Here is a 13,326-nt window from a genome sequence, read left to right on the forward strand (position 1 = left end):
AAGTTTACACCGTAGGAGAGAGTCGCGATGCAGACCGTCACGCTCAGCATTTTCCGGTACACGCCCGTATCGAATCGCATTTGGATGTTTGGCCAGATGGCGCTGGCCCGGCTGGCTTTGCCGCGCGTGCCCGGTATCGGGTTTTGGAAGATGTGTGGCTCCGGCACGGGCGAGGGGTTTACCCCGATCCCCAACACCGCTGTCTGGGCCGTTCTGGCCACGTGGGACAGTGCAGAGGCCGCCGAGGCTGGTCTGCAATCTCCCGTGTTCCAGAGGTTCCAGAATCGGTCGGATGAAAACTACACCCTGTACCTGAACACCATATCCGCCCGTGGCGTCTGGTCCGGACAGGAACCCTTTGAACCCACCACCGCAGACACCGGCCCCATTGCCGCCCTGACCCGCGCCACGGTCAAATTGCACAAAGCGCCGAAGTTTTGGGCGCGGGTGGGCAATATCAGCCGGATGGTGGGCAACGATACGAACGTCATGTTCAAGATCGGCATCGGCGAGGTGCCCTTGCTGCACCAAGTGACATTCTCGGTCTGGCCAAACGCCGCCAGCATGGCCGAATTTGCCCGAAATCACGGCCCCCACGCCGACGCCATCCGCGCCGTACGCGATGGGGATTGGTTCGCCGAAGAACTTTATGCCCGGTTCCGGGTCACCAAAACGACAGGCACATGGGAGGGGCAGACCCCCATCCCCAACACAAAGGTCGCCGCATGAACGCCCCCTTCCCCTTTTCCGCAATCGTCGGCCAAGACGAGATGAAACAGGCCATGATCCTCACGGCCATCGACCCCGGCATTGGCGGGGTTCTGGTGTTTGGGGATCGTGGGACTGGAAAATCGACCGCCGTGCGTGCCTTGGCGGCGTTACTGCCCCCGATCGACGCCGTTGCCGGATGCCCCGTAAATTCTGTGACCGAGGCGGGTATCCCCGACTGGGCGCTGGTTGAAAACCGCGAGATGGTGTCGAAACCGACCCCCGTGATCGACTTGCCCCTTGGCGCGACCGAGGACCGGGTGGTCGGCGCGCTGGATATCGAACGCGCGCTGACACGGGGCGAAAAGGCGTTCGAGCCTGGCCTTTTGGCCCGCGCCAACCGGGGGTATCTGTACATCGACGAGGTCAACCTGCTGGAAGATCACATCGTGGATCTGCTGCTGGACGTGGCACAATCGGGCGAGAACGTGGTGGAGCGCGAGGGCCTTTCGATCCGTCACCCCGCGCGGTTCGTGCTGGTCGGATCCGGCAACCCGGAGGAGGGCGAGCTGCGCCCGCAACTTCTTGATCGCTTTGGACTTTCCGTCGAAGTCGCCAGCCCCAAGGATATCGACATGCGGATAGAGGTGATCCGCCGCCGCGACGCCTATGAAAACGACCGGGCCGCCTTTATGGCCAAATGGCAGGCCGAGGACGCGACCCTGCGGGAGCGGCTTGTGACGGCCAAGGCAGACCTGCCCAAGGTGGGCACGGATGAGGCGGTCCTGCGCGATTGCGCGACCTTGTGTGTGACCCTTGGGTCCGACGGGCTGCGGGGGGAATTGACCCTGTTGCGCACCGCCCGTGCACTGGCCGCATTCGAGGGGGCCGACACCGTGACCCGCGCACACTTGCGCGCCATTGCGCCCATGGCCCTGCGCCACCGGTTGCGCCGCGACCCGCTGGACGAGGCCGGGTCCTCGACCCGGGTGGCGCGGGTGGTCGAAGAAGTTCTGGTGTGACCGAGGCGGGCGAAGAGCTTTGGTCCCGCGCCGCCCTTGCGGTAGCCTGCCTTGGGGTGGATCCTGCGGGCCTGGGCGGTCTGTGGGTGCGCGCGCGGTCCGGGCCGGTACGGGATCGGCTGGTGGCGGGACTGCTGAAGGCCCTGCCCCCCATGCCCGTCCGCCGGATCGCGCCCAACATCGGGGACGAGGCGTTGTTTGGCGGGGTGGACCTGACGGCGACCCTTGGGGCCGGAAAACTGATAAAATCCAAAGGGATACTGGGCACGCCCACGGCCCTAGTCCTGCCCATGGCAGAACGTGCCACGGCGGGTCTATCTGCGCGGCTTGCACTGGCACTTGACGGGGCGCAGGGCCACAGCCTGATCGCGCTGGACGAGGGCGCGGAGCCTGACGAACGGCTGGCCACATGCCTTGTTGACCGGCTGGGCCTGCACCTCGACCTGAGCGACTTGGCCATGGGGGATTGCCCCGAATTAGAGCCTGATTTCGACATGATCACACAGGCCCGCGCGCGCCTTGGCAGCATCACCGTGCACGCATCGGCGTTGGACACTGTAACCCGCGTCGCGACGGGCCTGGGCATCGACTCGCTGCGCGCGCCGATGCTGGCGCTGCGCGTTGCGCGCGCCTCGGCTGCGTTGATGGACAGCGACGAGGTGGAGGAAGACGACCTGACACTGGCCGTGGAATTGGTGCTGGCCCCCCGCGCGACACGGATGCCGGAGGCGCCAGAGGCCGACCCTGAAACACCCCCCGAAAACCACCCCGAAACACCCCCCGAAAATTCCGAGATCGAAAATGAGGGCGAAGAGGACGATGTGATCCCGCCCATCCCGGAGGAAATCCTGCTGGAAGCGGCGAAGGCCGTCTTGCCTGCGGACCTGCTGGCGAGGCTTGCCGCCGCCAAGGCCCCGCGCCGTGCACCCAGCGTCGGCGGCACCGGTGCGGCCAAGCGCGGCAACCGACGCGGGCGGCCCCTGCCCTCGCGCCCCGGGGCGCTGGATGGGGAAAATCGGATCGACCTTGTGGCGACCTTGCGGGCGGCGGCCCCTTGGCAACCGGTGCGGGCCAAGTCCGCGCCGGACCGCGCGGGCCTGCACATCCGCCCCGACGACATTCGCATCCGCCAGTTCGAGGAAAAGTCAGACCGCCTGATCATCTTTACCGTGGACGCCAGCGGGTCCGCCGCCATGTCCCGACTGGCCGAGGCCAAGGGCGCGATTGAGCTGTTGCTGGCCGAGGCCTATGCCCGCCGGGATCAGGTCGCGCTTGTCTCGTTCCGGGGGGATCAGGCCGAAGTCTTGCTGCCGCCCACCCGCAGCCTTGTGCAGACCAAGCGTCGCCTTGGCGCTTTGCCCGGCGGAGGCGGCACACCGCTGGCCGCTGGCCTGCGCGCGGCGATGGAGCTGGCGGATCAATCCAAGGGGCGCGGCATGACGCCATCTATCGCGATCCTGACGGACGGGCGCGCGAACGTATCGCTTGACGGCACCGCGAACCGCAAGCAAGCGGGCGAGGATGCGACGACACTGGCCCGGGCGATCCACGCCCAAGGCGTGCCCGCGCTGGTGATTGACATGGGCAACCGTCCGCAGCCTGCCCTGCGCGATCTGGCCGGGACCATGGGGGCGACCTATCTGCCCCTGCCCCGTGCCGATGCGCAACGCCTGTCCAGCGCGGTGGCAACAGCGCTGGAGGCATGAATTGGCGCAACCATAAATCTTACTGGCCCCATGGGCAGGCGTCCCGCTTTGTACATGTGCGCCCCCATCGCTGGCACATCCAGGACATGGGCGAGGGGCCGACCATCCTGCTGCTGCACGGTGCCGGGGCATCGACCCATTCATGGCGGCATTTGATGCCACTCCTTGCGCAGTCCCATCGCGTTGTGGCCGTTGATCTGCCCGGTCATGGGTTCACCATGATGGGCACGCGGGCAAGGGCGGGCCTTGATATGGTGGCCGAGGATTTGGCCGCACTGCTGATCCAGCAAGACATCGCCCCCCAGACAATCATTGGCCATTCCGCGGGCGCTGCCGTTGCCGCGCGGCTTGCCCTGAACCTTGGGGATCAGGTCCAGCGCCTGACGTTTATCAACGGCGCGTTCGAGATGTTTGACGGCATGGCCAGCTGGGCCTTTCCGGTGATGGCCAAGATCATGTCCCTGAACCCGCTGACCGGGCCCCTGTTCGCCTTGACCATGACGCCCGAGCGTACGCGTCAGATTTTGGAACAGACCGGGTCGCAGATCATACCGGAGGATGTGCGCCTATACCACGCGCTGGCCTCTGACCGGGCGCATGTGGAGGGGACCTTGGCCATGATGGCCATGTGGCGATTGGAAAAGCTGTGGCGGCAATTGCCGGACCTGCGCGCGTCCACGCTGTTCCTGACCGGGGCGAAGGATGCGGTCGTCGCGCCGGACGTATCGGTCCGCGCGGCCGCACGTGTGCCCGGTGCACAGATCGCCAACCACCCCGGCGGCCATCTGATCCATGAAGAAGACCCCGACTGGGTCGCAACACAGGTACGCGCCCACGAAAAAGGGCGGCCCGCAAACGCGTGACCGCCCCAATCAGCAGATGAAACCAGCCTTAGTTGGTGGTTTCTTCTTCCATCATCTCTTCCTTGGCTGGGGCCAGGGACACCAGATAGGCGTAGAGGTTCACGGCATCTTCTTCGTTGCGCACGCGGTAGGACATCTTGCCCCGTTCGCCTGTGCCGGTGGCTTCCTGCATCGCGCCGGTTGGGTCCTGGACGTAGGCCACGAAGAGGGCTTCGTCGTAGGTCAGGCCCTGTTCGTTTGCCGCTTCCAACAGTTTGGAGTAGCGGAAATCTTCCTGTGCGCCGACCGTGCGGCCCGCGATTGCGTACAGGTTGGGCCCTGTTTGCGCACGACGACCGGCCAGTGTTTCGCCCTCGTCATTGACGACGACGTGGCACGATACGCACTGACGAAATGCCTTTTCACCGGCGGCCGCGTCGCCGGTTGCGGCGTGGCCATCGGCGAATGCGGGGCCTGCGGCCAGAACGGCGGCGGCGAGTGTAAGACGTTTGATCATTCTAGATCTCCCTTTTTGAGAACTCTCAGTAACACAAACTAGCGAGTTATGTCAGGCGTTCCACAGGTTTCTCACCTTTTCGTTACGCAACCGCATGGGCCACGGCGCATTGCCGCCAAAGGGTGCGCAGGGCATCGACCAGATGGTCGATATCCGCATCGGTGTGCAGTGGGCCGGGGGTAAAGCGCAAACGCTCCGTCCCTTTGGGCACGGTGGGATAGTTGATCGGCTGCACATAGATCCCGAACTGTTCCATCAGGTAATCCGACAGCATCCGGCATTTGACCGGGTCCTTGATCATCACAGGGATGATGTGGCTGGGATTGTTGATGTGGGGGATACCGGCGGCGTCCAGTTTGGCCCGCAACTGGGCGACTTGGGCCTTTTGGGCGTCACGTTCCGCAGCCGACTCTTTCAGGTGCCGGATCGAGGCCGTGGCCGCCGCAGCCACCGCAGGGGGCAAAGCGGTGGTAAAGATGAAACCGGATGCAAAGCTGCGCAGGAAGTCGATCAGCGCCGCAGACCCGGTGACATAGCCGCCGACGCAGCCGAACGCCTTGCCCAGCGTGCCTTCGATCAGGGTGATGCGGTCCATCAGGCCCCGTTCCTCGGCCACGCCGCCACCCCGGGGGCCGTACATGCCCACCGCGTGCACCTCGTCGATGTAGGACATCGCGCCGTGCTTTTCACAAACGTCCAGAATCTCTTCGATGGGGGCGATGTCACCGTCCATGGAATAAACGCTTTCAAAGGCCACGATCTTGGTGGCATTGGCAGGCAGGGCCGCCAGTTTGCGATCAAGGTCCTCGGGGTCGTTGTGTTTCCAGATCACGCGGGGGCATTTGGCGTGGCGGATGCCTTCGATCATGGAGGCGTGGTTCAACTCGTCCGACAGGATCACCGCATTGGGCAGGCGCGACCCGAGGGTGGACAGGCTGGCCCAGTTGGACACGTAGCCGGAGGTGAACAGAAGCGCCGCCTCTTTGCCGTGCAGGTCGGCCAGCTCGGCCTCCAACTCCACGTGGTGGCATGCGGTGCCCGAGATGTTGCGCGTGCCGCCCGCACCGGTTCCATGGGCCTGCACGGCGTTGACCATGGCCTCTACGACCTTTGGGTTCTGACCCATGCCCAGATAGTCGTTCGAACACCAAACGGTGACGCTGTCCTGCCCCTCGCCGTGGTTCTTCACGTTTGGAAAGGTGCCGCAGTCACGCTCCAACTCTTGGAAAATCCGGTAATTGCCTTCTTCTTTGAGGGCATCGAGATGGGCTTTGAAAAGCGTGTCAAAGGGCATGTTCGGGTCCTTCCGGGTCTTCGTCTTTAGATTTGGGCAGCATCCACCGCCAAAGTTTTTCATCGGGCAACTTTACGACCATCAGCCAGTGTTCCAGCAGGGCCAAAGCGGTGAGGGCGGACAAAAGCGCAAAGCCCACCGCAGTGGCGGGGCTAGGGGCATCTGCCACACGTTCCAGCCAGCACGCGGTCGCAAACGACAGCGCGGTGACAGACGTTGGGAACAGCCAATTCACGCGGGCTTCGCGGAAATGGCTGGGAAGGTGACGCAGGGGCGAGGGGATGAACTCCACGTTGATTTTGCGCACACCCAGATACAGGTTCAGTTTCGCGCTGATACGCGCCACGAACAGAATGGCAAAGGTCCAGACGGCGAACCGGTTGGGCGCATGATGCGCCGCGAACAGCATCGCCACCAGTGCCGTGGCAAGGGCGATTTCGTGGTAGGCCACGGTGCCCCAGGCGCGCACGAAACGCTCCCACTCGGGCACACCTTGTTTCAGATAGGTGCGGTTGGGGCCGGTGATGATGCCGGTCAGAAACGACAGCTCGATCCAGCCCCAGATCGCCAGCGCGCTGAAAAAGGCAAGGTAGACCCCGGCCAGGTCCACCGCATGCAGGGAATGCCAAAACCCAAAAGCGCCCATGAACAGCAGCGGCAGGTTGCCCAGCGTCGCCCAAAGGTGCGCGTCCCGATGGTCCGCGCGGCGCACCATCAGAAGGATCAGCCCGGTGGAAAACCACCAAGCGAACAGGGCCACAAGCGCCGCGATCCAGGGGCTTGCAAACATCATGCACGCCCCCGGACGGTGGATCGAATATTCGTACGAATATTCGGGTTATGGTGACCCACGTCGCGCATCAGTAGGCAGGCTTTTGGATTGTGTTGACGGGCGGCGTGTTCGGCTTGGACGGGATTGTCAGCATCCCCACAAAGGCAAGGCCCGCGCGCACGTTCGACACCATCTTGGCCAGTTTGCCCCCGACGCCGCCCCGTTTGACGGCAGCGTCAGCGGCGATGTTGGCCGCGCGCAGCTTGGTCAGACCCTTGGCCCAACGGGGGTGGTCGATGTCCACGGTCAGCGGGAAGATCTGTTTCGACAACTCGGAGGTTTTTTCGAACACTGCGTGGCCGTACCAATCCACGTCCACGCCCAAAGCCTCGTGGAAGGCGGGGCGCTGGTGGTCGCGCACATACATCGTGGAATAGACCGCCGTCAGGAAGAACTTGATCCACAGCTTGTTGTCCCACCGCTGGGTCAGCTTGGGGTCGGTTTTCATCAGCAGGGCAAAGGCCTCGCCGTGGGAAAACTCGTCGTTGCACCATTCCTCGAACCACTTGAAGATCGGGTGGAACCGCTTTTCAGGGTGTTTTTCGAGGTGGCGGAAAATGGTGATGTAGCGCGCGTAGCCGATCTTTTCGGACAGGTAGGTCGCGTAATAGATGAACTTGGGGCGGAAGTAGGTGTACTTCTTTTGCTGGGTCAGAAACCCGAGGTTCACGGCAATCCCGGCCTCGCGCAGGGCATCGTTGATGAAACCTGCGTGCCGCGCCTCGTCCCGCGCCATCAGCTGGAACAGGGTGGTGATGTCGTCGTTGTTGCCGCGACGCTTCATTTCCTTGTACAGCACGCAGCCCGAGAATTCGGAGGTGCAGGAAGACACCAGAAAGTCGATGAATTCCGCGCGCAGCTTGGGTTCCATCCCGTCCCAATCGACGTGGTCCCAATCTTCGTTCTTGCGGAAGTGGCCCTTGTTGGGGTCCGCCTTCATCTGACCGATCAGCACGTCCCATTCATCGCGGATCCCGTCGACGTTGATGGCGTCCATCTCGTCAAAGTCGGTGGTGTAGAAACGGGGCGTCAGCAGGGTGTTCTGCATGGCCAGTTCTCGTGGCCCCTTCGCTGTCCACAACGGCATAGTTTTCAGCGGCCAGCGCCTGATCAGCGTCCACAGCATCGGCGGAGTGTTTGATGGGGGCATTCATACCGAAACCTCCTCAGAGAATGAAAATTCGCACAGTTCCATGATTTCAAAATCACCGGTCATGCGGGTCCAAAGCTGTTCCAGCTTGCTGGCGCGGGTGACGATGGCCGTGCGGTTCTCAGTCACGACCTCGCCAAAGGGAGCCATGATCTCGGGGCCTTGAACCTGAACGCTGTCACCGGGATAGATCACGCTGCCGTCGTTCAGACGGACATGGGCGTGCAGGGATTCAAAGCAGTGGCTGATTTCGACCGTGCAGGGGACGGTCTGTTTTTCGCGTGTGATAAGACCCATGATCATTCCTCCAACAGGGCGGCAAAGGTGGCCGCATTGGTTGCACCGAAGCCGATGAGTTCGGCACGCCAGTCGGTGTATTCGTCCCGCAAGGACAACTGACCGTTTTCAAACAGGATCAGTTGAATGGGCAGGTTTACATCGACGTTGGCTTGGGTGCGGACACGGTCCAGCACGCGGTAGACACCGGCGACAAAGCCGCCTTCGGTCTGGTCAAGGTTGGCGATCACACTGCCGTTGGCATCCATGACGCGGGCGGCGCCGGACATCTCGCCGGTGATGAAGATCGTGCGCTGTTTCAGGATCGGCACTTCGCCGACCATGGCCGGCATCGCCTCCAGGGGGCGGTCGGTCAGCCGGGCGTAGGTCACGATCACCAAGGCGCACATCACCAGCACGAAAAGCGCCCGCAACAGAACCGTGGGGATCATTTCCTTGTCACGCTCGACAAGCTTTTGTTCAGGGGTCAGGGGTCTGGCCATCTGGTCGTTCCTTTGCATTATTCTGCGGCGGCAAGTGGGGTCTGTACGGGGTCTATCCGTGCCACCTGAGGCCGTGCGATTTCGGGTTCTGCCACTTCGGCAATGATACGGGCCACGCGGGCAGCGTCGGGGATGGCGCGCAGGGCAGGTTCGGGCCGGGCAAACCGCCAGGGCCGCAGGTGGGGCCACAGGGTCAGGTAGCCGAACTGGATCTTGCCAATCGTTTGTAGCGCGATGGTCCCGGTGCCGTCTTTGCGCGTGGTCAAATTGGCGGCGGAAATCTTGGAATAGGGAAAGTTCAACGTCAGGGTCAGGGCCGCGCCGATGCGCATGGCCACCCGTTTGTTGGTCACGGTGTAGACCGTGGTCTGGGCCTGCGCCACCCCCGTCAGGAGGAGGCACAGGCAAGCAACTGCACCCAGGATCAGGTAGAAGGACGCGGCGATCAGCGATTCATAAACGCTCATCGTGGCGCCTGCCACCACCGCACGCCATGCGAAGATGACCACGAAATATCCAGCCACCCATTTGATGGCGAGGCTCTCTCGGGTCAGAGCCCACCAATTGGGTTTGCCCTGCCACAGCACTTCCTCCCCCTCGGGGGAAGCTCTGGCAGGCCACGAATGGGTTCTTGGTCAAAATCGTCATGGGGCATGGGTCCGGTCCTTCCGTGCCTGGGTTTCAGGGGGCCTGATTACAGTTGAGGCTCTTGGCGGGCAGGATCGGCGTAGAGTTTGCCGCCCCCCACGTAGCCAGAGATCTTGTCTTCCTCCAACAGCGTCACTTGCGTGGGGGATTTGGTCACGGGGATGCCCGCAAAGTTCTTGGCGTAAAGCGCCTTGATCTCGACGTTGGTCCGGTGGATGCGCGTAAGCGTCATGGGCACAAGGCGCTTGCCGCCATCGTTGTCCAGCTCGATTTCGAGGTAGCGAACCAGTTGTTCCGGCGCGTCCACCCACATGTCGCTGATGGTGCCAACGGTTACACCGTCACCGCCCACAACAGGCAAGCCACGGGGGTCACGACCAGCGGAAATGCGGAAGTTGCCAGCCGCCTCCATGGGGACGATCTTGGCATGGCCATGGCCGTCCAGTTCGGGCACATCGCGGCGCGCGGCCCAAGAAGCGGGGCCAACACCGTCCAGCATCGGATCGCCTGTGGGCTCCAACGGATAACCGTTCGCCTTGTTGGTCATGCGCAGGGCGACATCGCGGTCCGATTGCACGTCAGGGCCCGGCAGGGTCACGTCGCCACGGCCATGGGGCAGCTTGAACGTCTTGGTTTTGGTGGGCACGGGGAACGGCCCTTGGTTGGCGGCTACACTGCCGTCATCGTTTTCCAACGGATAGCCTTCGCGCATGTTTTCCGTCTGCAGGTAATAGATCAGGAGTGCGAAGAACCCCCAGAATAGCCAGATCGACAGGCTGGCGAGGTCAAAGTTGCCGAAGAATGGTTCCGTCATAGGAGCCTCCTAGTGTTTTAGGTCGGGAAGTCAGCGAGCCCGATCTTGCTGACGTCCAAGGGGTTGCGTTGGTCTGGTGAGCGGTGCCGCCCGACAAGTGGGCCGAGGGCGATAAGAGTGATGAACAAAAGGCCGATTTCGGTATGGTAAACGACCGAATAGCCGGTGGCGGGGGTGGCAAGCGCCTCGCCCAATCCGCCGTTCATGGCGACGGTGTTGACGGTGTCGCGCAGGCCACCACCGATGGCGGTGCTGACACCTTGGGCCGTGGCCTGTGCCGCGCCCCATGCGCCAAGGGCAAGGCCGCGACCGGCCATCCCCTGCGCAGGCATGGTCATGGCCGCGTGTAGGGTGGCCACGGCGAACAGGCCGCCGCCAAAGCCGATCAGGCACGCGCCCGTAAAGAACAGCGCCGTGCTGTCGAGAGGGCTGGCAAAGATCACGGCACTGAACGCCGCAAGGCCCACAAGGATGCCCCGCGCGGCGATGCGGTAGGGGTTCGTTTCGGCCCCCAGCCATTTCGCGGCCAATCCAAAGGCGCACAGCGCACCCACGGCCCAAGAGGCCGTCAGCAGCGTGGTCATGGAGACCGACAGGCCAAGGATCTCGCCGCCATAGGGTTCCAGCAGGACGTCCTGCATGTTGAACGCCATGGTTCCCAGGAACACGACGACCAACAGGCGCCCCGCCATGCCACCGGCGGCAAAGTCGGCCCATGCGTCCTTGAACGACGGCTGCGGGGCCTCGCGCTCGGCCTTAGTCATGGGGCGCACGGATTCCTGTTTCCACAGGGCGATCACATTCAGGACAAGGGTCATCAGGGCCGTGGCCTGGATCACCTGGACCAGCAGCAGCGGCGTAAAGTTCTGCAAGATCAGGCCAAGGACCACGGCGGAAATCAGCATCCCCATAAGGAAGGCCACATACAGCAGGGCGACCACGCGGGGGCGCGTCTCGTCGCTTGCGCGGTCTGCGGCCAGCGCAAGGCCTGCGGTCTGCGTCATATGCATGCCAAGACCGGTCATCACAAAGGCCATGCCCGCCAGAATTTCACCGGCGAAGGGGATGTCGTAGGCCGTGTCGCCCCCCAGCACCAGCAGGGACGTGGGCATGATCGCCAGCCCGCCGAACTGCCACAGGGTGCCGAACCACAGGTAGGGAATACGTTTCCACCCGATGGCACTGCGGTGGTTGTCGGACTTGAAGCCCAGAAGCGCGCGGAACGGGGCCACCAGAACCGGCAGGGCCACCATCATGGCGACCAGCAGGGCAGGCACGGAAAGCTCCACGATCATAACCCGGTTCAGGGTGCCCAGCAGCATGACAGCCGCCATGCCCACCGAGATCTGGAACAGCGACAGGCGCAGCAATTGGCGCAGGGGCAGCGCGGCTGATCCTGCGTCCGAGAAGGGCAACATGTTCAGCGTAAACTGTGTCAGGGGATGCCGTTCTTTGCTCATGCGCGATACTCCAGACAGCTGGAATGATAGAACCCGCTGTTGACCGTCTCGATCGCTTGCACACGGCCAGCGGCGGCGCGGTCAATCCGGTCCGGGCTGTGGGGGATCATCACGGGGCTGCGGTCGGACCGGGGGAACAGTTTGCCCATGCCCCAGAACGCCAAAAGGAACGGCGTGCGGGGGGCGACGGTGAACACGATCGCCTCGCGGGTGCGGGCGCCCAGATCGTCCAGCTTGGCGGCCAGGTCAGCGGCCTCGTAGTAGATCATGGAATCCATGGCGATGACGTAGTCAAAGGTGCCAAGGGCGGGATCAAACATGTCACCAGCGGCGAAACCCACCTGCGGGTGCAAGTGCTCGGGCACGCGCCGTTTGGCGATGTCGATCAGGCTGGGCGAGATGTCGATGGCGATCACATCCGCGCCCCGTTCGGCCAGGATTTCCGTCACCATGCCCGGACCGCACCCGGCATCCAGCACCCGCGCGCCGCGCAGGTCCGAGGGCAGACGCGACAACATGATCTGGCGCATCTTGTCCCGACCCGCGCGCACGGTTTTGCGCACGCCAGACACAGGCGCGTCCGAGGTCAGACGTTCCCACGTCTTGGTCGCGGTCTTGTCGAAGTATGTCTCGACGCGCGATTTTGTGTCAGCGTAACTTGCCACCTAGTCGAACCCCAACAATTCAAAGATTTCCCGGTCCGGCAAAGACGCCGGGGCCAGCGGGTCGGTTCCCGCATACAGACGCTGGGCCAGACGCAGGTATTCCGCGCGGCACTGGACGATGTCTTCCTCGTCGTCCATTTCGAACAGGGTCTTTTTCTTCAGGCGCGACCGGCGGATGGCGTCCACGTCGGGCATGTGCCCGATCCGGCTGAACCCGACCACATCGCAGTAGCGGTCCACCTCGTCCGTGTCCTTGGACCGGTTCGCCACACAGCCCGCAAGGCGGACCTTGTAGTTGGCCGATTTCGCCTGAACAGCGGCAATGATCCGGTTCATCGCATAGATGCTGTCGAAATCGTTGGCCGTGACGATCAGGGCACGGTCTGCGTGTTGCAGGGGTGCGGCAAACCCACCGCAGACCACATCACCCAGAACGTCAAAAATCACGACATCTGTGTTTTCCAACAGGTGGTGCTGTTTCAGCAGCTTGACCGTTTGGCCCACCACATACCCACCACAGCCGGTGCCTGCGGGGGCCGCCGGCTTCGACGCACATGACACCGTTGTAGCCCTCGACCACGAAATCCTCGGGGCGCAGTTCCTCGGGGTGGAAATCCACCTCCTTGAGGATGTCGATCACCGTGGACTGCAATTTGCCCGTCAGGGTGAACGTGCTGTCGTGCTTGGGATCGCAGCCGATCTGCAACACGCGTTTGCCCATCTTGGAAAACGCCGCCGACAGGTTGGAGGAGGTCGTGGATTTACCGATCCCGCCCTTGCCGTAAACGGAAAACACCTTGGCGCCTTCGATCTTGGCGCTGTCGTCCTGATGCACCTGGACGGAACCTTCGCCGTCCTGGCCGCGGAGAATTGGGGGGCTTTATCAAGT

Annotated in this window: 13 protein-coding genes and 2 pseudogenes; 4 read left to right on the plus strand and 11 right to left on the minus strand. The window is 63.1% G+C overall.

The features are described from left to right. Positions 1-27 precede the first annotated feature (27 nt). Genes crtA through bchO form a run of 4 tightly spaced genes read left to right on the plus strand, consistent with a single transcriptional unit; the run spans position 28 to position 4,299 of the window. The gene (gene crtA / locus ACZ1G0_RS00495; protein ID WP_472735148.1) at positions 28-729 is read left to right on the plus strand and encodes a spheroidene monooxygenase; all 702 of its coding nucleotides are present in this window, start codon (positions 28-30) and stop codon (positions 727-729) included. Then, on the plus strand, positions 726-1,730 hold the full coding sequence (gene bchI, locus ACZ1G0_RS00500; RefSeq protein ID WP_472735149.1) for a magnesium chelatase ATPase subunit I: 1,005 nt from the start codon (positions 726-728) through the stop codon (positions 1,728-1,730). Before crtA ends, bchI begins: the two co-directional genes overlap by 4 nt. Then, a complete protein-coding gene (locus ACZ1G0_RS00505) occupies positions 1,727-3,436 on the plus strand; it encodes a magnesium chelatase subunit D (RefSeq protein ID WP_472735150.1) in 1,710 nt (569 codons plus the stop codon). Before bchI ends, ACZ1G0_RS00505 begins: the two co-directional genes overlap by 4 nt. Continuing rightward, a complete protein-coding gene (gene bchO, locus ACZ1G0_RS00510; protein WP_472735151.1) occupies positions 3,433-4,299 on the plus strand; it encodes an alpha/beta fold hydrolase BchO in 867 nt (288 codons plus the stop codon). Before ACZ1G0_RS00505 ends, bchO begins: the two co-directional genes overlap by 4 nt. Before the next feature lie 28 nt (positions 4,300-4,327). Here bchO and ACZ1G0_RS00515 read toward each other — a convergent pair whose 3' ends face one another. The 11 genes and pseudogenes from ACZ1G0_RS00515 to bchL form a co-directional block, all read right to left on the minus strand. Next, positions 4,328-4,795, minus strand: a complete 468-nt coding sequence (locus ACZ1G0_RS00515; protein ID WP_472735152.1) for a c-type cytochrome — start codon at positions 4,793-4,795, stop codon at positions 4,328-4,330. An 82-nt stretch (positions 4,796-4,877) separates the two neighbouring features. Continuing rightward, the gene (gene hemA / locus ACZ1G0_RS00520; RefSeq protein ID WP_472735153.1) at positions 4,878-6,089 is read right to left on the minus strand and encodes a 5-aminolevulinate synthase; all 1,212 of its coding nucleotides are present in this window, start codon (positions 6,087-6,089) and stop codon (positions 4,878-4,880) included. After that, complete coding sequence (gene puhE / locus ACZ1G0_RS00525) at positions 6,079-6,882, minus strand: putative photosynthetic complex assembly protein PuhE (RefSeq protein WP_472735154.1); 804 nt, start codon at positions 6,880-6,882, stop codon at positions 6,079-6,081. The genes hemA and puhE overlap by 11 nt, the downstream gene beginning before the upstream one ends. 67 nt (positions 6,883-6,949) lie before the next feature. Beyond that, positions 6,950-8,075, minus strand: a pseudogene (gene acsF, locus ACZ1G0_RS00530) (magnesium-protoporphyrin IX monomethyl ester (oxidative) cyclase). Continuing rightward, on the minus strand, positions 8,072-8,368 hold the full coding sequence (locus tag ACZ1G0_RS00535) for a hypothetical protein (RefSeq protein WP_472735155.1): 297 nt from the start codon (positions 8,366-8,368) through the stop codon (positions 8,072-8,074). Before ACZ1G0_RS00535 ends, acsF begins: the two are co-directional and overlap by 4 nt. Before the next feature lie 2 nt (positions 8,369-8,370). Beyond that, positions 8,371-8,850: a photosynthetic complex assembly protein PuhC gene (puhC, locus tag ACZ1G0_RS00540; RefSeq protein ID WP_472735156.1), complete on the minus strand. Its 480-nt coding sequence runs from the start codon at positions 8,848-8,850 to the stop codon at positions 8,371-8,373. A gap of 17 nt (positions 8,851-8,867) precedes the next feature. After that, a complete protein-coding gene (gene puhB / locus ACZ1G0_RS00545) occupies positions 8,868-9,437 on the minus strand; it encodes a photosynthetic complex putative assembly protein PuhB (RefSeq protein WP_472735157.1) in 570 nt (189 codons plus the stop codon). Between the two features lie 107 nt (positions 9,438-9,544). Beyond that, positions 9,545-10,312, minus strand: a complete 768-nt coding sequence (puhA, locus tag ACZ1G0_RS00550; RefSeq protein ID WP_472735158.1) for a photosynthetic reaction center subunit H — start codon at positions 10,310-10,312, stop codon at positions 9,545-9,547. 17 nt (positions 10,313-10,329) lie between these two features. Further along, the gene (locus tag ACZ1G0_RS00555; protein WP_472735159.1) at positions 10,330-11,772 is read right to left on the minus strand and encodes a PucC family protein; all 1,443 of its coding nucleotides are present in this window, start codon (positions 11,770-11,772) and stop codon (positions 10,330-10,332) included. After that, positions 11,769-12,437, minus strand: coding sequence for a magnesium protoporphyrin IX methyltransferase (gene bchM / locus ACZ1G0_RS00560; RefSeq protein WP_472735160.1), 669 nt, complete (start codon positions 12,435-12,437; stop codon positions 11,769-11,771). The genes ACZ1G0_RS00555 and bchM overlap by 4 nt, the downstream gene beginning before the upstream one ends. Next, positions 12,438-13,308 (minus strand): annotated as a pseudogene (bchL, locus tag ACZ1G0_RS00565) (ferredoxin:protochlorophyllide reductase (ATP-dependent) iron-sulfur ATP-binding protein). Between the last annotated feature and the right edge of the window lie 18 nt (positions 13,309-13,326).

The sequence above is a fragment of the Thalassobacter sp. HA4-2 genome, from assembly GCF_055693705.1.